The sequence below is a fragment of the Croceibacterium aestuarii genome, assembly GCF_030657335.1.
Lineage (GTDB): Bacteria > Pseudomonadota > Alphaproteobacteria > Sphingomonadales > Sphingomonadaceae > Croceibacterium_B > Croceibacterium_B aestuarii.
Map to the genome: position 1 here is coordinate 2116965 of NZ_CP131039.1, position 21378 is coordinate 2138342.

General features: G+C 65.5%; 22 protein-coding genes, 2 tRNA genes and 1 other RNA gene. 12 read left to right on the forward strand and 13 right to left on the reverse strand.

Annotation, left to right across the window (positions count from 1 at the left end):
* Positions 1-12 precede the first annotated feature (12 nt).
* Both Q7I88_RS10450 and Q7I88_RS10455 read left to right on the forward strand, forming a co-directional pair.
* Positions 13-1248, forward strand: a complete 1236-nt coding sequence (locus Q7I88_RS10450; RefSeq protein ID WP_305095860.1) for an SAM-dependent methyltransferase — start codon at positions 13-15, stop codon at positions 1246-1248.
* Positions 1248-2420 (forward strand): serine hydrolase domain-containing protein, encoded by a 1173-nt coding sequence (locus Q7I88_RS10455; RefSeq protein WP_305095861.1) that lies wholly within the window; start codon positions 1248-1250, stop codon positions 2418-2420. The genes Q7I88_RS10450 and Q7I88_RS10455 overlap by 1 nt, the downstream gene beginning before the upstream one ends.
* Positions 2421-2423: 3 nt before the next feature.
* Here the strand turns inward: Q7I88_RS10455 and Q7I88_RS10460 are convergent, their stop codons facing one another.
* The 4 genes from Q7I88_RS10460 to Q7I88_RS10475 form a co-directional block, all read right to left on the reverse strand.
* Positions 2424-2771, reverse strand: a complete 348-nt coding sequence (locus Q7I88_RS10460) for a PilZ domain-containing protein (RefSeq protein ID WP_305095862.1) — start codon at positions 2769-2771, stop codon at positions 2424-2426.
* Positions 2772-2866: 95 nt separating this feature from the next.
* Entirely contained in the window at positions 2867-3589 is a 723-nt protein-coding gene (locus Q7I88_RS10465; RefSeq protein ID WP_305095863.1) for an SDR family NAD(P)-dependent oxidoreductase, read from the reverse strand.
* Positions 3589-5061 carry an amidophosphoribosyltransferase gene (gene purF / locus Q7I88_RS10470; RefSeq protein ID WP_305095864.1) on the reverse strand — a complete coding sequence of 491 codons (1473 nt, stop codon included), beginning with the start codon at positions 5059-5061 and terminating at the stop codon, positions 3589-3591. Before purF ends, Q7I88_RS10465 begins: the two co-directional genes overlap by 1 nt.
* Before the next feature lie 192 nt (positions 5062-5253).
* Positions 5254-5330: transfer RNA gene (locus Q7I88_RS10475), tRNA-Pro, on the reverse strand.
* Positions 5331-5430: 100 nt separating this feature from the next.
* Here Q7I88_RS10475 and thyA point away from each other — a divergent pair.
* From thyA to Q7I88_RS10500, 5 genes are all read left to right on the forward strand, one after another.
* On the forward strand, positions 5431-6387 hold the full coding sequence (thyA, locus tag Q7I88_RS10480; protein ID WP_305095865.1) for a thymidylate synthase: 957 nt from the start codon (positions 5431-5433) through the stop codon (positions 6385-6387).
* Positions 6388-6502: 115 nt separating this feature from the next.
* A complete protein-coding gene (locus tag Q7I88_RS10485; RefSeq protein WP_305095866.1) occupies positions 6503-7786 on the forward strand; it encodes a 3-methyl-2-oxobutanoate dehydrogenase (2-methylpropanoyl-transferring) subunit alpha in 1284 nt (427 codons plus the stop codon).
* On the forward strand, positions 7771-8835 hold the full coding sequence (locus Q7I88_RS10490; protein WP_305095867.1) for an alpha-ketoacid dehydrogenase subunit beta: 1065 nt from the start codon (positions 7771-7773) through the stop codon (positions 8833-8835). Before Q7I88_RS10485 ends, Q7I88_RS10490 begins: the two co-directional genes overlap by 16 nt.
* A gap of 3 nt (positions 8836-8838) precedes the next feature.
* Positions 8839-10239, forward strand: coding sequence for a dihydrolipoamide acetyltransferase family protein (locus tag Q7I88_RS10495; RefSeq protein ID WP_305095868.1), 1401 nt, complete (start codon positions 8839-8841; stop codon positions 10237-10239).
* A 17-nt stretch (positions 10240-10256) separates the two neighbouring features.
* On the forward strand, positions 10257-10844 hold the full coding sequence (locus tag Q7I88_RS10500) for a YdeI/OmpD-associated family protein (protein ID WP_305095869.1): 588 nt from the start codon (positions 10257-10259) through the stop codon (positions 10842-10844).
* 3 nt (positions 10845-10847) lie between these two features.
* Here the strand turns inward: Q7I88_RS10500 and Q7I88_RS10505 are convergent, their stop codons facing one another.
* Positions 10848-11210: a hypothetical protein gene (locus Q7I88_RS10505; RefSeq protein WP_305095870.1), complete on the reverse strand. Its 363-nt coding sequence runs from the start codon at positions 11208-11210 to the stop codon at positions 10848-10850.
* A gap of 214 nt (positions 11211-11424) precedes the next feature.
* Between Q7I88_RS10505 and Q7I88_RS10510 the strand changes: the two genes are divergently transcribed.
* A tRNA-Asp gene (locus tag Q7I88_RS10510) sits at positions 11425-11501 on the forward strand.
* Positions 11502-11519: 18 nt separating this feature from the next.
* Here the strand turns inward: Q7I88_RS10510 and Q7I88_RS10515 are convergent.
* From Q7I88_RS10515 to Q7I88_RS10550, 8 genes are all read right to left on the reverse strand, one after another.
* Positions 11520-12302: an Fpg/Nei family DNA glycosylase gene (locus Q7I88_RS10515; protein ID WP_305095871.1), complete on the reverse strand. Its 783-nt coding sequence runs from the start codon at positions 12300-12302 to the stop codon at positions 11520-11522.
* A 45-nt stretch (positions 12303-12347) separates the two neighbouring features.
* A complete protein-coding gene (locus tag Q7I88_RS10520) occupies positions 12348-12554 on the reverse strand; it encodes a DUF2842 domain-containing protein (RefSeq protein WP_305095872.1) in 207 nt (68 codons plus the stop codon).
* Entirely contained in the window at positions 12551-13141 is a 591-nt protein-coding gene (locus Q7I88_RS10525; RefSeq protein ID WP_305095873.1) for a 5-formyltetrahydrofolate cyclo-ligase, read from the reverse strand. The genes Q7I88_RS10520 and Q7I88_RS10525 overlap by 4 nt, the downstream gene beginning before the upstream one ends.
* Before the next feature lie 28 nt (positions 13142-13169).
* A non-coding RNA gene (ssrS, locus tag Q7I88_RS10530) (6S RNA) lies at positions 13170-13339 on the reverse strand.
* Positions 13340-13385: 46 nt separating this feature from the next.
* Complete coding sequence (locus tag Q7I88_RS10535) at positions 13386-15299, reverse strand: DUF2207 domain-containing protein (RefSeq protein WP_305095874.1); 1914 nt, start codon at positions 15297-15299, stop codon at positions 13386-13388.
* A gap of 10 nt (positions 15300-15309) precedes the next feature.
* Positions 15310-15879, reverse strand: a complete 570-nt coding sequence (locus Q7I88_RS10540; RefSeq protein WP_305095875.1) for a LemA family protein — start codon at positions 15877-15879, stop codon at positions 15310-15312.
* Between the two features lie 70 nt (positions 15880-15949).
* Positions 15950-16237: a cell division protein ZapA gene (gene zapA, locus Q7I88_RS10545; RefSeq protein ID WP_305095876.1), complete on the reverse strand. Its 288-nt coding sequence runs from the start codon at positions 16235-16237 to the stop codon at positions 15950-15952.
* Positions 16234-16452 carry a hypothetical protein gene (locus tag Q7I88_RS10550; RefSeq protein ID WP_305095877.1) on the reverse strand — a complete coding sequence of 73 codons (219 nt, stop codon included), beginning with the start codon at positions 16450-16452 and terminating at the stop codon, positions 16234-16236. The genes zapA and Q7I88_RS10550 overlap by 4 nt, the downstream gene beginning before the upstream one ends.
* A 176-nt stretch (positions 16453-16628) precedes the next feature.
* Between Q7I88_RS10550 and tkt the strand changes: the two genes are divergently transcribed.
* The 4 genes from tkt (at position 16629) to Q7I88_RS10570 (ending at position 21377) form a co-directional block, all read left to right on the forward strand.
* A complete protein-coding gene (tkt, locus tag Q7I88_RS10555; protein ID WP_305095878.1) occupies positions 16629-18602 on the forward strand; it encodes a transketolase in 1974 nt (657 codons plus the stop codon).
* 14 nt (positions 18603-18616) lie between these two features.
* Entirely contained in the window at positions 18617-19624 is a 1008-nt protein-coding gene (gene gap / locus Q7I88_RS10560; protein ID WP_305095879.1) for a type I glyceraldehyde-3-phosphate dehydrogenase, read from the forward strand.
* A 9-nt stretch (positions 19625-19633) separates the two neighbouring features.
* Positions 19634-20092 (forward strand): MOSC domain-containing protein, encoded by a 459-nt coding sequence (locus Q7I88_RS10565; protein WP_305095880.1) that lies wholly within the window; start codon positions 19634-19636, stop codon positions 20090-20092.
* A gap of 85 nt (positions 20093-20177) precedes the next feature.
* Positions 20178-21377, forward strand: a complete 1200-nt coding sequence (locus Q7I88_RS10570; RefSeq protein WP_305095881.1) for a phosphoglycerate kinase — start codon at positions 20178-20180, stop codon at positions 21375-21377.
* Position 21378: the final 1 nt, after the last annotated feature.

Consider the following 21378-nt stretch of genomic DNA (forward strand, 5'->3'; position numbering starts at 1 on the left):
ATATTGCCGCGCGTGAACAGGGAGATCGCCAGGGGTGGGGCGCTGCTACAAGGCGGACGCCGGTTCGGCATTGCGCCGGGATTCTTCGCACGCCTGTTCTTCGGCGGTTTTCACGCGCTGATTGACCGGATCGACGAGGGTCTTAACGAAGGTTCGATCGTCATACGCTTGCCCGACGGTTCGGTGCGCATGCTCGGTGGGCGCACTCCGGGTTTCGCCGGGGAGATCACGATCCATGACTGGCGTGCGCTAATTCGCTTCGCGCTCGGCGGTTCGGTCGGCTTCTACCAGGCGTGGGAAGCGGGCGAGTGGACAAGCCCGGACCCGGTGCCGCTGTTCGCGCTGTTTTCGGTCAACGGGGAAGCGCTCGGCGAAACCGGCCGCGCCAAGGGCCCCTATCGAGCCGCGGCGCGGTTTGCCCATTGGCTCAACCGCAACACGAAGTCGGGCGCGGAAAAGAACATCCACGCCCACTACGACCTCGGCAACGACTTCTACCGCCAGTGGCTCGACCCGACGATGGCCTATTCGAGCGCCTACCGCGTCGGCGACGACGGGCTCGAGCCGGCGCAGGTGCGCAAATGGGAGCGGCTCGCCGAGCGCATCGGCGACCCCGAAACCGTGCTTGAGATCGGCTGCGGTTGGGGTGGGCTGTGCAATCACCTCGCCGAGCGGGGGGCCAGCGTGACGGGCATCAGCCTGTCCGAAGAGCAACTGGCCTGGGCGCGCAAACGCTTTCCCGCGATCGAGTTCCTCAAGCAGGACTATCGCGATACCAGCGGGCAGTTCGATGCGATCGTCAGCGTCGAGATGGTGGAGGCCCTGGGGCGCGAATACTGGCCCAAATTCATGGATTGCGTCGCCCGCAACCTGAAACCGGGCGGACGCGCGGCGATCCAGTTCATCGCCATGCACGAAAGCCTCTTCGAGGGTTACGCCCGCAACGCCGACTTCATCCAGGCCTACGTCTTTCCCGGCGGGCTGCTGATCAAGGCGAGCGAATTCCGCGCCCTGGCGGAGGAGCGCGGGCTGTCGTGGCAGGATCAGGAGGACTTCCCGCTCGACTACGCCGAGACACTCAAGGCCTGGCGCGCGAACTTCGATCGGGCCTGCGATGAAGGCCGTCTGCCGCCAGGTTTCGACGAGCGCTTCCGCAACCTGTGGCGCTTCTACCTGATGTACTGCGAAGGGGGCTTCCGCGGCGGGGGGATTACCGTCAGCCAAGTCACCCTGATTAAGGACAGTTGATGCATTTCAGATTTGTTCCGGCGTTCGCCGCGGCGGTGCTGGCGGCCTGCACTCTCGCATCCCCGGCGATTGAGCGGACTTCGCCGCCGGCCACCGCCACGAGCCTGACGCGCGCTTCGACCGAAGTGCTGTTCTGGGACGACGCCACCCGCGCCGACCGCTTCCGCCATATGGAGGACTTATTCCCCGGCATCGAGGTTGCCCCATCGCCCCATCCGCGCACACTGCCTGCCGGCGCCGCGCTGCCGGCTACGGCATCGGGCGCGCTCGACACGTACCTCGCGCGGGGCGACATTGCCGGGATCATGGTCCTGCAGGGCGGCAAGGTCCGCTATGAGAAGTACGGTCTCGGCTTCGGCCCCGAACAGCGCTGGACCAGCTTCTCGATGGCCAAGAGCCTGACCTCGACGCTCGCCGGGGCGGCAATGAAGGACAGCTACATCAGGAGCTTGGACGACAAGGTTTCGCAGTATGTCCCGGGCCTCGCGGGTAGCGCTTACGACGATGTGACGCTCGAGCAGCTTCTGACGATGACCTCGGGCGTTGCCTGGAACGAGGATTACGCCGATCCGAACAGCGACGTGGCGCGAATCTTCGCGGTCGAACCCGACCCGGGGCAATCGCAGGTTGTTACGGTAATGAAGAAGCTGCCGCGCGAGGCCCCGCCGGGCGAGAAATGGGTCTACAAGACCGGCGAGACCAACCTTGTCGGTGAGCTGGTCGAGAAGGCGACCGGACGGACACTCGCTGAATATGCCAAACAGAAGGTGGTCGATCCCGCCGGACTGGCGGGCAAGCTATTCTGGCAGACCGAGCTGACCGGCGGCAACGTCGGCGGCTGCTGCATCGAGCTGTCGATGCGCGACTATGCCCGTTTCGGCCAGTTCGTACTCGAGGGTGGGCACGGCAGCGTGGCGTCCGATTGGCTGGGCCGGGCCGGGGCGCCGCATGTCGATTTGGGTCAGGGTTTCGGCTATGGCTACCAGTGGTGGACTTATCCCGCCGGGGCGTTTGGCGCAGTCGGTATTTTCGGGCAGTCGATCACGCTTTTTCCCGACGAGGAGTTCGTGGTGGTGATCCTCGGTAACTGGCCAAAGGCAACGGGCGCAGACCTCACTGGCCCGCGCACTGCATTGCTGGCGCAGGTCCACGCGGCCTTGGCCGCGGAATAATTGTCAGCCGCCGTACGTCCCGTCGCCGCGGTAGCGGGCCAGGATGTTGTCGTGAACGATGGGGCTGAGCAGGCTGGCAAAGGCGCAGCCCGCCATATTGTCTTCCCACCAGATCACTTCTGCCTGGAGCGATTCCAGACCGGGCAGGGTCAGCCAGCACACGGTGCCGGCGTGTACCCGGCTCACCGCCGTGCAGCAAAAGCCCGACAGCGAAAGGTCGTGGACCACAGTCTGGAAGGCGCGACCGCCCGACTGGCGAAACTGTGCCGGAATCGAAAGCTTGGTGCGCGGAGCGCTGCGATCTTCCTGCGCAGCGATTTCGTAGCGACCAACGACGTTCTGCATGCTCATCGCAAGCGTCCCTTTAGCGATGCCCCCACGGGCCCATCGGGGTCCGCGAAGAGGACTCTTGCCTGATTTGCTTACCAGGTTGCTACCAGACGCAGTTAACGCGAATTTTCCACCCTGATCCGCACCCCGCTGGAGAAGTCCTCGGCGACGAGAGCCACGATGCGTTTGGCCACTTCCTCGGGTGGCTTGACCGTCTGCGGATCCTCGCCCGGGTAGGCGCGGGCGCGCATCTGGGTCCGCGTGGCCCCCGGATCGACGATCGCGACCCGGGTCTCGGAAATGCGCTCGACCTCATGGGCATAGGCGGACAGCAAGTTGTCGAACGCGGCCTTGGTGGCCCCGTACGCGCCCCAATAGGCCCGCGGGTCCTTCCCGACCGAACTGGTGAGGCCTATCACCCGCGCCGCCTCGGCACGCTTGAGCAGCGGGTCGAAGTTGGCCAGAAGCGCCTGCGTCGCCAAGACATTGAGCGTCAGGGCTTTGTTGAACGCGCTCTGCTCGATCTGCGTCACCGGCGTCAGCTGCGGCAGCAGCGCGGCATTGATCACAAGCACGTCGAGCTGGTTCCAGCGTTCGGAAATGGCGTTGGCAAGACGGGCGATCGAATCGCTTTCAGCCAGGTCCATCGGCGCGATCGTCGCGGTCCCGCCGGCCTGGTGGATCGATTCTTCGACGGCTTCCAGATCGCGTGCGCTGCGTGCGGTGAGGACGACGTGCGCCCCGGCCGCGGCGAGTGCCTGCGCCGTCGCCGCACCAATTCCGCGGCTCGCGCCGGTGACGAGCGCCACGCGCCCGGAAAGCGGCTTGTCGTCGGCCATCAGGCGACCTTGTTGACGGGCAGGGTGAGCTGGGCGGCCTGGCGCCGGCGCCCGTCGAGATCGGTCAGCGCCGTCGGGTAATCGCCGGTAAAGCAGGCATCGCAGTACTGTGGGCAGGCATCGTTGCGGCCAGCCAGCCCGACGGCCCGATAGAGCCCGTCGATCGACACGAAGGCGAGGCTGTCGGCCTGGATGAACTCGCACATCGCCTTGATATCCATCCTGCCGGCGAGCAGCTTGGACCGCTCGGGGGTGTCGACGCCGTAATAGCAACCGTGGCCGGTCGGTGGGCTTGCGACGCGGAAGTGCACTTCGCGGGCGCCGGCGTCGCGCATCATCTGCACGATCTTCATGCTGGTCGTGCCGCGCACGATCGAATCGTCGATCAGGACGATGCGCTTGCCTTCCACCAAGGCGCGATTGGCGTTGTGCTTGCGCTTGACGCCGGCGTTGCGGGCGCCGTCGGAGGGCTGGATGAACGTGCGACCGACATAGTGCGAGCGAATGATCCCGAGCTCGAAAGGAATGCCCGATTCCTGGCTATAACCGATCGCCGCGGGCACGCCGCTGTCGGGCACCGGCACGACCAGATCGGCCACGACCGGCTCTTCCTTGGCCAGCTCCACCCCTATCAGCTTGCGCGACTGGTAGACCGAGCGGTCGTTGAAGATCGAATCCGGGCGGCTGAAATAGACATGCTCGAAGATGCAGGGGCGCGAGGGACGCTCTCCGAATGGACGATGGCTACGCACGGCGCCGTCGTGATCGACCTCGATGAACTCTCCGGGTTCGACCTGGCGGACGAACTCCGCACCGATCACGTCGAGCGCCACGGTCTCGCTGGCGAATACGGTTGCGTCGCCGAGCTTGCCCATGACCAGCGGGCGAATGCCGAGCGGATCGCGGCACGCGGCCATGCCGCGCGGCGTGCAGATGACCAGGGCATAGGCGCCTTCGACCTGCAGCAATGCGTCGATCAACTTGTCGAGCATCGTGCGCTGCGTGCTGGTAGCGACGAGGTGAATGATGACCTCGGTGTCCGAGGTCGACTGGAAGATCGAACCCTTCTGAACCAGGTCCTGCCGCAGCTGGCCGGCGTTCGACAGGTTGCCGTTGTGCGCTACGGCGAAGCCGCCGCTGGCGAGATCGGCATAGAGCGGCTGGACGTTGCGCAGACCCGCACCCCCGGTGGTCGAATAGCGGACGTGGCCGACGGCCATCGTGCCGGGCAGCTCGGCAATCGACTCACCGCTCGAGAAGTTTTCCGCCACGTGGCCGAGGCCGCGGCGGGTGTAGAACTCGCGCCCGTCGAAACTCGTGATGCCGACGGCTTCCTGACCGCGGTGCTGCAGCGCGTGGAGGCCGAGCGCGGTCGCGGCTGCCGCCTCGGCACCGCCAATGATGCCGAAAACGCCGCACTCTTCCCGCAGCTTGTCGCCGTCGAGATCGTTCAATTGATGCGTGAGGTTCATCTGTACCCGCAATGGTCGCCAGCCGCGCGCTTCCAATGGCGATTGGACCGTCGCATTACAAGTGCATTGCAATCGAAAGGTGTGGGGCAAGCGAGGCAATTCTGGGGCGGCTCGCTAACACGGAGCCCCTCGCTTCCGCCGGGGAGTTGTGGCGGAAAGCCGCCCCCCGGGACGGCTTTCTCCAGCCAAAACTGGTCGGGGAGAGAGGATTCGAACCTCCGGCCCCTGCCTCCCGAAGACAGTGCTCTACCAGGCTGAGCTACTCCCCGACCGGTGCCGCCGGACAGGTCCGGGGCAAGGCAGAGGCGGCCCTATAGGCAGCAGCGGACAGGGTGGCAAGCGGGCAATTGGGGTGGTAGCGCAAAGATCATGGCGAGCACCCCGCACCCGGCCGATTCTGCCCCTCGCGAGCACTGGGAATGGTCCTACCTCGAACTCATGCGGCGCATCTGGACCGAGGGCGACGAGCGGATCGACCGCACCGGTGTCGGCACGCGGGCGCTGTTCGGTACCCAGCTGCGCTGCGACCTCTCGCAAGGCCGCGTCCCGTTGCTGACCACCAAGCGCGTGTTCTGGAAGGCCGCGGCGCGCGAGACGCTGTGGTTCCTGACCGGCGAGACCAACATCCGCCCGCTGCTCGAACAGGGCGTGACGATTTGGAGCGACTGGCCGCTCAAGAAATACCGCGAGGCCTCGGGCGAGGATATCGCGCAGGAGGATTTCGAGCGGCGCATCGTCGAGGACGCCGATTTTGCCGCCAGGTGGGGCGATCTCGGCCCGGTCTACGGCAAGCAGTGGGTCGACTGGCCCACCTTTGAGCCGGCGGGCAACGGGTTGTTTCGGCCAGGTCCCGGCTTTAACCAGGTGGCCCAGGCGGTCGAGAGCCTGCGCACCAATCCCGGAAGCCGTAGGCACATCATCGAGGGCTGGAACGTTGCCGAACTCGACCGGATGGCCCTGCCGCCTTGTCACAAGACCTATCAGTTCCACGTCGCCGGCGACCGGGTCTCCTGCGTGCTCTACCAGCGCAGCTGCGATGTCGCGCTGGGGCTGCCGTTCAACCTGTTCGGCGCGGCGTTGCTGACACGGATGATCGCCCAGCAGGCCGGCTACGAAGTGGGCGAGCTCGTATGGATGGGCGGGGACACGCACCTCTATCTGAACCATGCCGAGCTCGTGGAAGAGCAACTTGGCCGGGAACCCTCGGGCGATCCGCGGCTTGCCATAAAGAGGCGACCCACGTCGATTTTCGGCTACCGGTTCGACGACTTCGAGGTGACGAATTATGCCCCGCAGGGCGCGCTTCGGGCGCCGGTGGCGGTGTGAATTCGACGGTCGCGAATCCCATCGGCGAGCGAAGTTGACGGTATCGTACGAAACTAATATTATGTCGCCTCCGTAGAATTTCGTTTCTCGCGTTGGCGAGAGTTGGGAGAGCAGCATGGCGAAGCAGGGTGAAGGCGGCGGCTACAACCGGCCGCGGCTCGCACTGCACGTTCCGGAACCGAAGTTTCGGCCCGGCGACACGGTCGACTTTTCGCATATCCCGGTGCCCGAGGCGGGCGCTCAGCCGCGGCCCGACGAGACCTGCGCGGCCAGCGAAACCAACCCGCTGTGCACCGCCCTGGTGCGCGTGCTGGGTGATGACAACAAAGCGCACGGTCCGTGGGATCCGCGGCTATCCCCCGACAAGCTGCGCGAGATTCTGCGCGACATGGCGCTGGTCCGCGCCTTCGACGAGCGGATGTATCGCGGTCAGCGGCAGGGCAAGACCAGCTTCTACATGAAATGCACCGGCGAGGAGGCGACCTCGGTCGCCGCCGCGCATGCGCTGGCCAGCGACGATATGGCGTTCCCAAGCTATCGCCAGCAGGGCGTGCTCATCTCGCGCGGGTATCCGATGGTCGAGATGATCAACCAGATCTACTCCAATCGCGGCGATAAGCTGAAGGGCCGTCAGCTGCCGATCATGTATTCGAGCCGCGGCTATTCGTTCTTCACCATCAGCGGCAACCTGGCGACGCAGCTGCCCCAAGCGACGGGTTTCGCGATGGCCAGCGCGATCAAGGGAGACAGCCGCATCGCCGCCGCGTGGGTGGGCGAGGGGAGCACCGCCGAAGGCGACTTCCACTCCGCGCTGACTTTTGCTGCAGTCTACAACGCGCCCGTCGTGTTCAACGTCGTCAACAATCAGTGGGCCATCTCGAGCTTTTCCGGCTTTGCCGGTAGCGAGCGCACGACCTTTGCCGCGCGGGCCATCGGTTACGGAATCGCCGGCCTTCGCGTCGACGGCAACGACCCCCTGGCGGTCTATGCCGCCGAACGCTGGGCTGCCGACCGCGCCCGGTCGAACAACGGCCCGACCCTCATCGAATATTTCACCTACCGCGCCGAGGGCCATTCGACCTCCGACGACCCCAGCCAGTATCGCAGCGCGCAGGAGCGCGAGGAATGGCCGCTCGGCGATCCGATCATGCGGCTCAAGCTGCACCTGATCGAACTCGGCGAGTGGTCCGAGGATCAGCAGAAGGCGATGGACCAGGAACTGGCCGAGGCGGTCAAGGCCGCGACCAAGGAGGCCGAAAAGAACGGCATCCTCGGTCACGGCATGCACCACCCGTTCCACACCATGTTCGAGGACGTGTTCGAGGAATTGCCGTGGCACCTGGAAGAACAGGCCGATCAGGCGATCCGCGAGAGGAAGATCAAATGGCCACAGCAGTAAGCGGGGACGACGTCGTCAGCCTGTCGGACGCCCCGACCCGGCCGATGAACATGATCGAGGCGATCAACGACGCGCTCGACATCATGCTCGAGCGCGATCCGGATGTCATCGTCATGGGCGAGGACGTAGGCTATTTCGGCGGCGTGTTTCGCGCCACCGCCGGCCTGCAGGACAAGTACGGCAAGACCCGCGTGTTCGACACGCCGATCTCCGAATGCGGGATCATTGGCGTGGCGGTGGGAATGGGCGCCTACGGCCTCAGGCCGGTGCCGGAGATCCAGTTCGCCGATTACATCTATCCGGGGCTCGACCAGCTCATCTCCGAGGCGGCACGGCTACGCTATCGCTCGGCCGGCGAGTTCATCGCCCCGATGACCGTGCGCACGCCCTTCGGCGGCGGCATCTTCGGCGGGCAGACGCACAGCCAGAGCCCTGAGGCGATCTTCACCCACGTTTCGGGCCTCAAGACCATCGTCCCGAGCACCCCCCACGATGCCAAGGGCCTGCTGATCGCCGCGATCGAAGACAACGACCCGTGCATCTTCTTCGAGCCGAAGCGGATCTACAACGGCCCCTTCGACGGATATTACGACAAGCCGACCAAGCCGTGGAAGGATCACCCCGACGCCAAGGTGCCGGAAGGCTACTACTCGATCCCGCTCGGCAAGGCGCGAACCGTGCGAAAGGGCGAGGCACTGACCGTGCTGGTCTACGGCACCATGGTCCATGTCGCTGAGGCCGTGTGCCGCGAAAAGGGCGTCGATGCCGAGATCATCGACCTGCGCACGCTCGTCCCGCTCGACATCGAGGCTGTGGAAAAGTCCGTGGAAAAAACCGGGCGCTGCCTGGTGATACACGAAGCGACGCGCACATCCGGCTTTGGTGCCGAACTGGTCAGCCTGGTGCAGGAACGCTGCTTCTACCACCTCGAAGCACCGGTCGAACGCGTGACCGGCTTCGACACCCCCTATCCCCACAGTCTCGAATGGGCCTATTTCCCCGGTCCGATCCGCATCGGCGAGGCGATCGACAAGCTTCTGGAAGCCTGACGCATGGCACGATTCACTTTCAACCTCCCCGACATCGGTGAAGGCATCGCCGAAGCAGAGATCGTCGCCTGGCACGTGAAGGTCGGCGACATGGTCGAGGAAGACGGCCGCCTGGCCGACATGATGACCGACAAGGCGACCGTCGAGATGGAGAGCCCGGTCTCCGGCAAGATCGTCGAGGTCGCGGGCGAGGAGGGCGATGTGATCGCCATTGGCAGCCCGCTGGTGGTCGTCGAGACCGAAGGCGAAATTCCGGAAGAGGTCGTCGAAGCCAACGAAGCGGTGGCCGAGGAGGCCGATGCCCCCGCGCCGAAGGCCGAAGCGGTCGAGCAGCGGATCGAGGTCGAGACTTCCGACGCCAGCGATGCCGAGGATGCGATTGCTGCGGAAGCGGCACCGCCAGAACCCGTTCGTCCTGAGCCTGTCGAAGGACGAAGTGCGGAGCCACAACCGTCGCAAGTTCGCGGTTCGACAGGCTCACCGCGAACGGAGAAGGACAAGCCTTCTCCGGCAAGCGGACCTTCCTCCGGCGCCAAAGTCCTCGCCAGCCCGGCCGTGCGCCAGCGCGCCGCCGAACTGGGCATCGATCTTGGCGAAGTGCGCCCGGCCGAGGACGGCCGCGTGCGCCATGCCGACCTCGATGCCTTCCTGTCCTACGGCGCGAGCAAGGGCTTTGCACCGGCGGGCAAGGCGATGCGCGACGAGACCATCAAGGTCATGGGCCTGCGCCGACGCATCGCCGAGAACATGGCGGCATCGAAGCGCAACATTCCGCACTTCTCCTATGTCGAGGAATGCGACGTCACCGATCTCGAGAAGCTCCGCGCCGATCTCAACGCCAATCGCGGCGCCAAGCCAAAGCTAACCTTGTTGCCGCTGCTGATCACCGCGATCTGCCGCGCGCTGCCCGAATTCCCGATGCTCAACGCCCGCTATGACGACGAGGCGAACGTGGTGCAGCGCTATGGCGCGGTGCATCTCGGCATGGCGACGATGACCGACAACGGGCTGATGGTCCCGGTGATCCGCGATGCGCAGGCGCGCAACCTGTGGCAGCTGGCGGGCGAGATCGCCCGTCTCGCCGAAGCCGCGCGCAACGGCACCGCGAAGTCCGACGAGCTCTCCGGCTCGTCCCTGACGATCACCTCGCTCGGCCCGCTTGGCGGCGTCGCGACCACCCCAGTGATCAACCGCCCAGAAGTGGCGATCATCGGCCCCAATCGCATCGTCGAGCGGCCCATGTTCGTGACCGACGGCATGGGCGGCGAGCGGATCGAGAAGCGCAAGCTGATGAACATTTCGATCAGCGCCGATCACCGCGTGGTCGACGGTTACGACGCCGCGGCCTTCGTCCAGGCGGTCAGGAAGTTGATCGAAACGCCGGTGCTTCTGCTCGCCGACTGAGGTGATATAGTCGCGGCATGTCCCGCGACCCGCGCATCGACGCCTATATCGCCAAGTCGGCCGAGTTTGCCCGGCCGATCCTCGCCCACTTGCGCAAGGTGGTTCATAAAACCATCCCGACGGCCGGCGAGACGATCAAGTGGGGCATGCCGCACTTCACCTACAGGGATAAGAACGTGGCCGGTATGGCGGCGTTCAAGGCGCATTGCGCGCTGACCATCCACGGCGAGGGCCGGCACGGCGACTTCGAGGGAATGGGGCAGATCGGCAAGGTTACGAGCTTGGCAGACCTTCCGCCCGACGATGCCATCGCCGCAAAGCTACGCGAGGCCGTGACCCGGATCGACGAGAGCGGGAGCGCGGTCAAACGGCCAGCCAAGGCCATAGCGCCGCAAGACTTGCGCGTTCCCGAGGACTTCGCGGACGCTCTTCGCAAGAACCCCGCGGCTGAGGCGACATTCGAGGGTTTCCCGCCGTCGCAGCGACGTGAATACCTCGAATGGGTCACCGAGGCGAAACAGGATGCGACTCGCGCCCGGCGTCTCGCGACGTCGATCGAATGGCTTGCCGAAGGCAAGCGCCGGAACTGGAAATACGAGCGCTGAGCGCTAACGCACGATCGCGCTATAGCTGAGCCGGCCCGAGCCGGCGCCGATGCGCCATCGCAAGTGCGTGACCGCTTCGGGCTGGACTTCGGCAGCGCCGCGCCAGGTGCGGCCGCCGTCGATCGAAACCTCCAGACGGTCGGAGCTCGCGCGTTCGAATTGCAGCCTGGCGGGGACCGCGCTGGTCACCGTGTAATTTCCCCGCGGGGCGTCCCAGCGCATGACCGTAACCACGCGTTCTCCGCGCGTAAAACGCACAGAAGGCTCCACCGTGCGTTCGGCGCCGATGCCGCGTTCGACGAATACAGCGCTTTCCAGAGCTAGCGGAGGCGTTTGCGCCCCCAGCGGAGCGGCGGCCAGCAACATTGCGACAGGCCCCTCAAATCGCATGGTTACCTCCGTCTGCGGCCCGCTGGGGGCGCGGCCGCAGCAATGGCAAGAAGAGGCGAAAATATGGTTAAGGAAGAGCTTGTCGGCCCGCCACCACACGATAATTTTCGGGGGTGCCGGAAGCGCTGTTGACAGCCCCCAGACCCTCCACTAGACGCGCGGCTCCCAAGAGGCGCTACCGCCGAAATGCGCGGGTGTAGCTCAGTTGGTTAGAGTATCGGCCTGTCACGCCGAGGGTCGCGGGTTCGAGTCCCGTCACTCGCGCCACTTGGGACATTTTCCAATTCACGATTGATGGTCGGCGCAGAAATAGGCCGTTCGACCGCTCACTTTGGCGGTCCTGATCTTGCCGCCGCACAGTGGGCAGGACGTGCCTTTTTCGCGGTGCCGCACGAGGTAGTCATCGGGGAGTTTGCTGTAATCGGCCTCCGCCGAAACCGCCGCGGATAACAGCGTGCGCATGGCATCGAACATTTGCTCGAGTTGTGCCCTCCCGAGGGCGGAGGCTTTGTGCTGCGGGGCAATGCCGATGCGATAGAGAATCTCGTCCGACCAGAGGTTGCCGACACCCGCGAGCTTGTGCTGGTCGAGCAGCGCACCTTTCACGGTCCCGTTGGTACTGCCAACCACCGCACAGAACCCGTCGCAGTTCATGGCAAGGGCGTCCGGCCCAAATCCCAGCCGATCCAGCTCCGCTTGGGGGTTGTCGACGACGCGCAACCAACCGAGCTTGCGCGGACAGCGGAACGCGAGGCGGCGTTTTCCCTCGAAGCGGATGACGAACTTGGTGTGGTCGGGGGGCTCCTCACCCGCGTCGAAAGGCAGCAGCTTGCCGCTCATGCCGAGGTGCACCGCAATCCACGGTCCGCTTGCGCTGCCGGCAAAGACCAGCTTGCCGTGGCGCTGGGTGGCGGTGAACTGGTGTCCGGCCAGCCGCTTGCGCTCGTTGTCGCCGGGCAGCTCGATATAGCTGGTGTCGTCGCCGAGGTCCGCGGCCTCGATCGTGCGGTGCAGGCAGCTTCGTTCGATTCGCAGTCGGTTCGCTTCCGCTTCGGGCAGTTCGGGCATGCGAGCGAAACAGGGCTGGGCAGGCCTCGGTTCCGAATCGTCCTTCTAGCGCCCGGTTTCCATCCAGATCAGGAAGCGCTTGAGCGGCAGCAGCCAGGCGACGCCGAGGACAATGTAGACGATGGTCTGCGCCCATATTGGAAGCTGCCCGATCCACTGCGACGCCCAGGCCACGCCGAGTGCGTAGGCGGCCAATCCCGCCAGCAACATGAGTATGCCCAGCGGAATGCGCAGAGTCGGTTCCGTCCTCACGTGAACGGCCCCAGGACGCGGGTGGGAGTGACCACCGCGGTCAGGTTCATGTCATGCGGTTCGATCGGCAGCTCGGGCACTTCCTGCATGTCCCAACCCATGCCGATGCGGATGACGTCGGGGTGCGCCCCGAGCCACTTGTCGTAAAAGCCGCCGCCCTGGCCGAGCCGCTCACCGCGCGCCGTAAAGGCGACCAGCGGCATGAACAGCACGTCGGGCTGGACCACGGGTGCATCCTCGCTGCCCTGCATCAGCCCGAAATAGCCCTTGGCCAGATCGCTCTCGGCATAGGGATCGCTATGGGCGCGGAAGATCATCGGCGTCTGCAGGTTCACCAGCCAGGGCAGGGCGATGGTGTGCCCGCGTTCGTGGAAGAACTTCGCATATCCGCTTGCCGGGGCTTCGCCCGGATCGGCGCGGTAGAGCCCGATCACCGCCCTATCGGGCACGAGTTCGAGCACCGCCGCGGGCGGGCGATGGAAGACCAGGGCGCTGACGGAGGCGGGCAGGCTCGCGGCGTGCTCGCGGCGCGCGCTGCGCAGCCGTTTGCGGATTTCGGCTTTCTGCTGGGCGGGATCTGCAGTCATCCGCCCCCGCTAGCCGGAAATGGTGAGTGGCGGAACCACCATGGGTCGTTTGCCTCAGAATCCTCCGACGCCTTCACGTCAGGTGGGAGCCATATACCCCGGTCCCCAGGACGAACCCGGTCGCCAGGGCAGGGACAGCTCCCTTGGATTGCTTATAGCCCCGGGGATTTTGTTGCGGCTCGTGCCGGGCAGTCCCGCCGCGCTTTAGATAGGGTGGAACCGTCCGCTCGGCAATGGCCGGATGCTACCAGCCGCCCCCACCACCGCCGCCACCGCCGCCGCCCGAGGAGCCGCCACCCCCCGATCCGCTGCTCGAACCGGGCGCAGTCGATGCCGAGGCGATGCTGCTGGCGAGCGTACCGCCCATGGCTCCGGCAAAACGCGAGGGATTGGACCAGACATTGCCGGAACCCGTATACCACGTGAAGGTGCTGCCCTGTCTCGACGGGTCGTTTTCCGCCGCGGCGAGGACGTCGGCGAACTTGTCGGCCCAGCGGTTTTCCACGTCTAGCGCGATCGCATAGGGCAGATAGCGTTCGAACAGCTCCGGCGTCTTTTCCGGGGGATGCATCGATTCCAGCCGCTCTTCCTCGGTGATCGACAGGTACTGCTCGAAGCCTGCGATGCGGTCCATCATCGCGCGGCCCTCGCGCGTGGGTGCGCTCATCCACGAGAACGCCGAGAAAACGAGCGGCAGCGACAGCAGCGGAAACAGAATCCAGGCCCAGGTCGTGACAGGTTCTGCCGCGGCCAGATTGAAGAAGATCAGGCCGGACAGGACCACGCCGAGCACGATGGGGGCAATGCCGAGAAACAGGCTGCCACGCATGCGGTGCAAGCGCTGGAACAAAAGCCACAATCCTCCAGCGATCAGGGCAAGGCCGATCAGGGCCAGCACGCGCTCGCCGTATCTCGCAAGGGTGTCGGATACGGCTATCGTGGCTGCCACGAGCCCCATCGACACGAGCAGCAACCCAAGTCCGGCCCAGGCCCACGAGAGGTTGCGCCGGAAGGTGACGCCCTTGTAGGCAGCTTCCAGCCCTTCCTGCAGCGCGCTTCCGGCAGCGCTGAAACGGGCATGATTCTCGTTGTCCATTTCGATCGTGTCGCTGCCCGCGAACAGTTCGGTCAGCATGGCCTCCTCGGGAGCGGCCAGGTCGCCGCTTCCCCCCGCGCGTGAAAGAGAGGTCTTCTTCCGCCCGAAAATTCCCGTTTCCGTCTCGGCGATCTTGAGCCTACGCGCCACGCCGCTCTCGACGACTGCCGCAGCGAAGCAGCGATTGTCGTACCCCACTTCCCTCACGTAGCGCATTGCTGCGGCGGAAAGACCGTCGGGGGGCGTGAATAGCGGCACGACGGTGCCCGCTCTTGGGCCGCGTCCGGCACGCTTCCAGGCCAAGAAGAAGTATCCCAGCAGCCCGATCAGCCCGGCCAGCGCCGCCACGCGCGGGGCGTAGCGCTCCAGCAGTTGCGCGCTGGCGGACGGGGTGGGAGGCGCTTCAACCACGCCTTTGGGCCAGCGGACCGCAATGGTCATGCCTTCGTTGGGGCCGAGCGGGGCGGTGGTCTGGAAGGTTATCGTCCCGGGTCCTTCGGCGACAACCTCGGCAGCGTGTCCGGTCGCGTCCTGCGGGCCGGTATAGACGGCTCGCTCCGGGCCGAATGCGACGGGCTCCGGCAGTTGCACGCGGGCTCTGGTGCGGTCGATCGGGAATACCCAGCCAGTGCCGGTGACGTTCCAGTAAAGCTCGTCGTAGCCGTCGAAGAAACCGAGCTGCCCCGTGGTGGAGTAGGCAATTTCATAGGTGTGCGTGCCCGGTTCGACGTCGGTGTCGGCGCTGCCCATCCTCACGCGCATGCCATTGCCGACAGATTCCGTTTCGTAGGGCGCGGCCTGTCCGTCGAGCGTGACGCTGGTCACCTCGAAGCCGACACGAACCCGCCGTCCCGACGTCGAATAAAGCGTGGGGAAATCCCGGTAGATGCCGTGCCGAATCCGGTCGCCTTCGGCGCGGATCCGGATCGTCTCGCTTACATCGAGCGCGCCAGAGCGGCGCACTTCGATGTCGCTGTTCCAGGCCAGGATCCGCTCGTCGGCCGAAGCCGCGCCCGGCAGAACGACGGCCAGCACGGCGAGCAGGAGACCAAGAAGCCGCATGGCGGTGCCGTCAGCTTTCGGCTGCGCCGAACCTGACCTGCGGCGCGTGCTGGATCGAGGCGTCGGCGTCGGTGTAGAATTCCGCCTCGCTGAAACCGAGCGGCCGGGCGAAGAGCACGTTAGGAAACGACTGAATCGAGCTGTTAAGGTCCCGCACGGTGGCGTTGTAATAGCGCCGCGCGCCTTGCAGCTGTTCCTCGATTTCGCTGAGTTCGCTCTGAAGCTGGCGGAAGTTGGCGTCAGCCTTGAGCTCGGGGTAGGCCTCGGCAACCGCCATGAGCCTGCCGAGCATTCCGGTGAAGGCGCTGTCGGCCTGGGCCGTGGCGGCGACGCCGCTGGCGTTGGTGGCATCGGTGCGATGCGCGGTAACCTCGGTCAGGACGCCCCTTTCATGCGCGGCATAACCCTCCACCGTGCTTACGAGATTCGGCACCAGGTCGGCGCGGCGCCGCAATTGGACGGTTATTCCGCTGAACCCTTCCTTCACGAGCGCGCGCAGGCGGACCAGGCGATTGTAGATCGCCACGCCCCAAACGAGTGCGATAACAACGATCGCCGCAATGATGATTGTGGTCAGCATGTCGGTCCCCCTCCCCAGTTGCCGTCAACTCCCAGTCGCGCGCGGCCAAATCGAACGGATGCCCGGCGGCTCAGCTTGCCGAGCTCTCGAGCTGCGATGCAAGATGTTCGAGCTTGTCGGCGAGCGCTTCGAGCGGTGCGGCGACGTCGGGCCGCGAATTGTTCAGCTCGAAGTTCTCGTCGGCGAGCAGCAGCGCGGCATAAAGCAGGCAGCGCGCCTCGGACTGGCTGGCGAGCCCCGGCATGTCGTGGATCTTGCCGTCGATGATCGAGGCGAGCGTCTCGATATGCGCTTCCTCGCCCGCGCCGCAGGCGACGGTGAATTTACGCCCCGCGATATCGATGGTGACATTGCTCATTGTTCGAGTTCCGCGATCAGTCTGTCGAGTTCGCGCAGCGCTGCCCCGGCTTCGCTGCGCAAGGCGGCGTGGCGGCGTTCGAGATCGGGGTCGCCGGCGGACGGGTCGGCGGAAGACGGGCGCGCGGCAGCGTCCTCGATCCGGCGCGAGGCGGCCTCAATGCGGGCCAAGGCTCGACTGATGCGGTCCCCGTCCATGGCGCGGATGCTATCCAATGGAGCCAGCTTGCGCAAAGCCTTGGACGCAAAAGCTGTGAACAGTTCTGGCCCGCTTGCGCGATGCGCGACGGGGCATTGCTTGACGCACGGCGGGCCGTCCGCAAAGGAGGCGGCGCGCGCCGAATCGAGCCGACCTGTCCCACCAAACCGGCGCCCAGCAGGAGCATATCTGCATGAGCCTCGATCCCGCCAGACTCGCGCCTATGGCCAACGCCATCCGCGCCCTGTCGATGGATGCGGTCCAGGCCGCCAATTCGGGGCACCCCGGGATGCCGATGGGTATGGCCGACATAGCCACCGTGCTGTGGTCGAAGTACCTGAAATTCGACCCCAAGGCGCCCGACTGGCCCGATCGCGACCGCTTCGTGCTCAGCGCCGGACACGGCTCGATGTTGATCTACAGCCTGCTCCATTTGTCGGGCTACGCCCATCCGACGATGGAGGAGATCGCAAATTTTCGCCAGCTTGGCAGCCCCTGCGCCGGCCACCCGGAGAACTTCCTGCTCGACGGCGTCGAGGCGACGACCGGGCCGTTGGGGCAGGGACTGGCGATGGCCGTGGGCATGGCGATCGCCGAACGCCATCTCAACGCAGAATTCGGCAGCGATCTTGTCGATCACCGCACCTGGGTCGTCGCCGGCGACGGCTGTCTGATGGAGGGCATCAACCACGAGGCGATCGGCCTTGCCGGCCATCTCGGCCTCGGCCGGCTCATCGTGCTGTGGGACGACAACCGCATCACCATCGATGGATCGACCGAACTTTCGACGAGTGACGATGTCGAGGCGCGCTACCGCGCCGCAGGCTGGCACACGGTGCGCTGCGACGGGCACGATTACGCAGACATCCAGTCTGCAATCGACGAGGCCGTGGCAGACGAGCGGCCGTCGCTTGTCGCCTGCAAGACGATCATCGGCAAAGGCGCGCCCAACCTGCAAGGCACCCATAAGACACACGGCGCCGCGCTGGGCGAGGCCGAAGTCGCCGCCACGCGCGAGAACCTAGGCTGGAGCTACGCGCCATTCGAGGTCCCCGAGGAAATCCTCGGCCACTGGCGCGAAACCGGCGAGCGGGGTGCCGAGACGCGCAAGAAGTGGGAAGGGCGCTTCTCCGCTTCGGACAAGGGCTCCGAACTGTCCCGCCGCATGGCCGGTGACCTGCCCAAGGGCTTCTCGCTCTCCGGCTACATCGCCAAGCTCTACGCCGATCCCAAAAAGGTCGCCACGCGCAAGGCGAGCGAAATGGCGCTCGAGGTCATCAACGGCTTGGTGCCCGAGACGGTTGGCGGCTCAGCCGACCTGACCGGTTCGAACAACACCAAGACCAGCCAGACCCACGGCATGACTGTCGGCAACTACGGCGGACGCTACATCTACTATGGCATCCGCGAGTTCGGCATGGCCGCGGCAATGAACGGCATGGCGCTGCACGGCGGGGTCATCCCATATGGCGGGACCTTCCTGATCTTCAGCGACTATTGCCGCAACGCCATCCGCATGGCCGCGCTGCAGCAGATTCGCTCGATCTTCGTGCTGACCCACGACAGCATCGGGCTGGGCGAGGACGGACCGACCCACCAGCCGGTCGAACAGGTGATGAGTTTGCGTCTGATTCCCAACCTCAACGTCTACCGCCCGGCCGACGTGGTCGAAACTGCCGAGTGTTGGCAACTAGCGCTCGAAGACAAGGATACGCCGGCGGTGCTCGCGCTGACTAGGCAGAACCTGCCGCAGCTGCGTCACGAGGGCCACATGCTCAGCGGCAAGGGAGCCTACCGCCTGCGCGCTGCCACAGGCGGGCGCAAGGTCGTGCTGGTCGCTTCGGGCTCGGAGGTCGAACTGGCCTGCGCCGTAGCGGAAAGCCTTGAGGAACAAGGCGTCGGTGCGGACGTCGTGTCGATGCCCTGCATGGACATCTTCGATCGACAGGACGCCGCATATAAAGCGGACCTGCTCCCCGCCGATGCGCTCAAGGTCTCGATCGAAGCCGGCGTCACCCAGGGCTGGGAACGCTACACAGGTCTGGACGGCCTCAACATCGGACTCGACCGCTTCGGCGCCTCGGCCCCGGCCGACGACCTGTTCGAAAAGTTCGGCTTTACGGCTGAGCAAATCGTCCCAAAAATTCTCGACAAGTTAAACGGTTAACAGGAGTTCCTCCAATGACGACGAAGGTGGCGATCAACGGGTTCGGGCGCATCGGGCGGCTCGTGGCACGGGCGATCCTCGAACGCGACGACCACGATCTCGAGCTGGTTTCGATCAACGACCTCGCGGACACGAAATCGAATGCGCTGCTGTTCGGCTTCGACAGTACGCACGGCCGTTTCCCGGGCACGGTCGAGACCGATGGAAACGATCTCGTCATCAACGGCAAGCGCGTCCACGTTACCGCCGAGCGCGACCCGGGCAAGCTGCCGCATAAGGCCAACGGCATCGACATCGTGCTCGAATGCACCGGGTTCTTCCAGTCCGACGAGGCGAGCCGCCCACACATCGCCGCCGGCGCCCGGAAGGTGCTGATCTCGGCCCCGGCCAGCGGCGTCTCGAAGACCATCGTATTCGGCGTCAACCAGGACACGCTGACCGCGGACGACGACATCGTCTCCAACGCCAGCTGCACCACCAACTGCCTCGCTCCGGTCGCCAAGGTGCTCAACGACACCGTCGGCATCGAGCGCGGCTTCATGACGACGATCCACAGCTACACCAATGACCAGCGCATGCTCGATCAGATTCACAAGGACCTGCGTCGGGCGCGGGGCGGAGCGCAGAACATCATCCCGACCACCACCGGCGCGGCCCGCGCGGTCGGCCTCGTTCTGCCGGAGCTCAAGGGCAAGCTCGACGGTTCGTCGGTCCGCGTGCCGACGCCAAACGTCAGCCTGATCGACCTCGTCTTTACGCCCTCGCGCGATACGACCGAGGACGAGCTCAACGCCGCACTCAAGGCCGCAGCCGAGGGCAAGATGAAGGGTGTGCTCGATTACACCGACCAGCCACTCGTCAGCAGCGACTTCAATCACTACCCGGCCAGCTCGACCGTCGACAGCCTCGAAACCGCGGTGCTCGAAGGTAAGCTTGCCCGCGTCGTCAGCTGGTACGATAACGAGTGGGGCTTCTCGAACCGGATGATCGACACCGCCGGGATGATGGCCTCGTTCCTCTAAGGACGCGTTATGGCCGGCAGGCTCGACGGAATCGCCAGGCACGCTGCTCCCAAGGGGCCGATGGAGACCGTCGACCATGTCACGGTCACCGTGGCCGAGGGCGTGCGCGGCGATTTTCGCGGCGGCCTCGCTTCGACGAAGGCAGGTCACAAGCGGCAGGTCTCGCTGATCGAGGCGGAAAGCGTCGCCGAAGCTTTTGCAGAGGCCCACGCCGCTCTCGACTGGTCGGATTGCCGCCGCAACCTGCTGGTTTCCGGCCTGCGACTGCCGCGTGCAGCGGGCGCCAGGATAGCCATCGGTGGGAGCCTCGTCATCGAGGTTACGATGGAATGCGATCCGTGCGACCGGATGGACGCGCTCAAGGACGGCCTGCGCCTGGCCCTGACGCCCGACTGGCGGGGCGGGCTGCTCGGCCGGGTAGTGAGCGACGGCGAGATCGCTGTCGGCGACGCGGTTCGCATAATCTGATGTCTTATTTGCGGTTCGTGCTGAACCTCTCGAAGCACGTCCGCGCCACGCCCTTCGATCAGCTGAGGGCGAACGGAGTCTTGTGATGGCGAACTTTCGTACCCTCGACGACCTCGGTAACATCCGCGGCAAGGTCGCGCTGGTGCGCGTCGACCTCAACCTGCCGATGAAGGACGGCCGGGCCACCGATTTGACCCGCGCCGAAGCGGTTGCGCCCACCATTCTCGAACTGGCCGATGCGGGCGCCAAGGTCCTGCTTCTGGCGCACTACGGCCGCCCCAAGGGCGAGAAGCACTCGACGATGTCGACCAGCTTCGTCCAGGGGGACCTAGAGCGCGTGCTTGGCCGCGAAGTCATGTTCATCCCCGAGGTCTCCGGTCCGGTCGCGGAGCAGTCTGTAGGCATCCTGCGGCCCGGCGATATCGGCCTACTCGAAAACACGCGCTTCTGGCCTGGTGAAGAGAAGAATGACCCGGAGTTTGCGCGAGGCATTGCCGCGCTGGGCGATTTCTACGTCAACGACGCGTTCTCTGCCTCGCATCGCGCCCATGCCAGCACCGAGGGGCTGGCGCATCTCTTGCCGGCCTACGCCGGGCGGGCGATGGAAAAGGAGCTCAAGGCGCTCGAGGCGGCGCTCGGGAACCCCGTCCAGCCCGTCGCCGCGGTAGTCGGCGGGGCCAAGGTCTCGACCAAACTGGCCGTGCTCGAACATCTCGTGGGCAAGGTCCAGCAGCTGATCATCGGCGGCGGCATGGCCAATACCTTCCTCGCCGCGCGCGGGGTCGATGTCGGCAAGAGCCTGTGCGAGCATGAGCTGACCGGCACGGCCGAGGAAATCATGGACGCGGCCGACAAGGCCGGCTGCACCGTGCATTTGCCCTATGACGTCGTGGTGGCGAAGGAATTCGCCGCCAATCCGCCGAGCCTGCGCACCTGCAACGTCCACGAGGTCGCCGCCGACGAGATGATCCTCGACATCGGCCCGCTTGCCACCGAAGCGTTGGCCGACGTCTTGAAGACGTGCCGGACACTGGTCTGGAACGGTCCGCTCGGTGCGTTCGAGATACCGCCGTTCGACGCGGCGACCGTGGCGCTGGCGAAGACTGCGGCGGCGCTGACCAAAGAAGGCTCGCTGACCTCGGTGGCAGGCGGCGGCGACACCGTGGCGGCGCTCAATCACGCCGGGGTGGCAGATGACTTCACCTACGTCTCGACCGCAGGGGGCGCCTTCCTCGAATGGATGGAAGGCAAGGTCCTGCCGGGCGTGGCGGCGCTCGCGGCCTAGC

Bases quoted from the DNA above. Each gene is read 5' to 3' on its own strand.
- thyA (WP_305095865.1), top strand. From the start codon at position 5,431: ATGGCGAGCACCCCGCACCCGGCCGATTCTGCCCCTCGCGAGCACTGG.
- purF (WP_305095864.1), bottom strand. From the start codon at position 5,061: ATGAACCTCACGCATCAATTGAACGATCTCGACGGCGACAAGCTGCGG.
- Q7I88_RS10490 (WP_305095867.1), top strand. From the start codon at position 7,771: ATGGCCACAGCAGTAAGCGGGGACGACGTCGTCAGCCTGTCGGACGCC.
- Q7I88_RS10500 (WP_305095869.1), top strand. From the start codon at position 10,257: ATGTCCCGCGACCCGCGCATCGACGCCTATATCGCCAAGTCGGCCGAG.
- gap (WP_305095879.1), top strand. From the start codon at position 18,617: ATGACGACGAAGGTGGCGATCAACGGGTTCGGGCGCATCGGGCGGCTC.
- Q7I88_RS10465 (WP_305095863.1), bottom strand. From the start codon at position 3,589: ATGGCCGACGACAAGCCGCTTTCCGGGCGCGTGGCGCTCGTCACCGGC.
- Q7I88_RS10495 (WP_305095868.1), top strand. From the start codon at position 8,839: ATGGCACGATTCACTTTCAACCTCCCCGACATCGGTGAAGGCATCGCC.
- Q7I88_RS10505 (WP_305095870.1), bottom strand. From the start codon at position 11,210: ATGTTGCTGGCCGCCGCTCCGCTGGGGGCGCAAACGCCTCCGCTAGCT.
- Q7I88_RS10535 (WP_305095874.1), bottom strand. From the start codon at position 15,299: ATGCGGCTTCTTGGTCTCCTGCTCGCCGTGCTGGCCGTCGTTCTGCCG.
- Q7I88_RS10540 (WP_305095875.1), bottom strand. From the start codon at position 15,879: ATGCTGACCACAATCATCATTGCGGCGATCGTTGTTATCGCACTCGTT.
- Q7I88_RS10565 (WP_305095880.1), top strand. From the start codon at position 19,634: ATGGCCGGCAGGCTCGACGGAATCGCCAGGCACGCTGCTCCCAAGGGG.
- Q7I88_RS10455 (WP_305095861.1), top strand. From the start codon at position 1,248: ATGCATTTCAGATTTGTTCCGGCGTTCGCCGCGGCGGTGCTGGCGGCC.
- Q7I88_RS10485 (WP_305095866.1), top strand. From the start codon at position 6,503: ATGGCGAAGCAGGGTGAAGGCGGCGGCTACAACCGGCCGCGGCTCGCA.
- zapA (WP_305095876.1), bottom strand. From the start codon at position 16,237: ATGAGCAATGTCACCATCGATATCGCGGGGCGTAAATTCACCGTCGCC.
- Q7I88_RS10515 (WP_305095871.1), bottom strand. From the start codon at position 12,302: ATGCCCGAACTGCCCGAAGCGGAAGCGAACCGACTGCGAATCGAACGA.
- Q7I88_RS10460 (WP_305095862.1), bottom strand. From the start codon at position 2,771: ATGAGCATGCAGAACGTCGTTGGTCGCTACGAAATCGCTGCGCAGGAA.
- tkt (WP_305095878.1), top strand. From the start codon at position 16,629: ATGAGCCTCGATCCCGCCAGACTCGCGCCTATGGCCAACGCCATCCGC.
- Q7I88_RS10570 (WP_305095881.1), top strand. From the start codon at position 20,178: ATGGCGAACTTTCGTACCCTCGACGACCTCGGTAACATCCGCGGCAAG.
- Q7I88_RS10525 (WP_305095873.1), bottom strand. From the start codon at position 13,141: ATGACTGCAGATCCCGCCCAGCAGAAAGCCGAAATCCGCAAACGGCTG.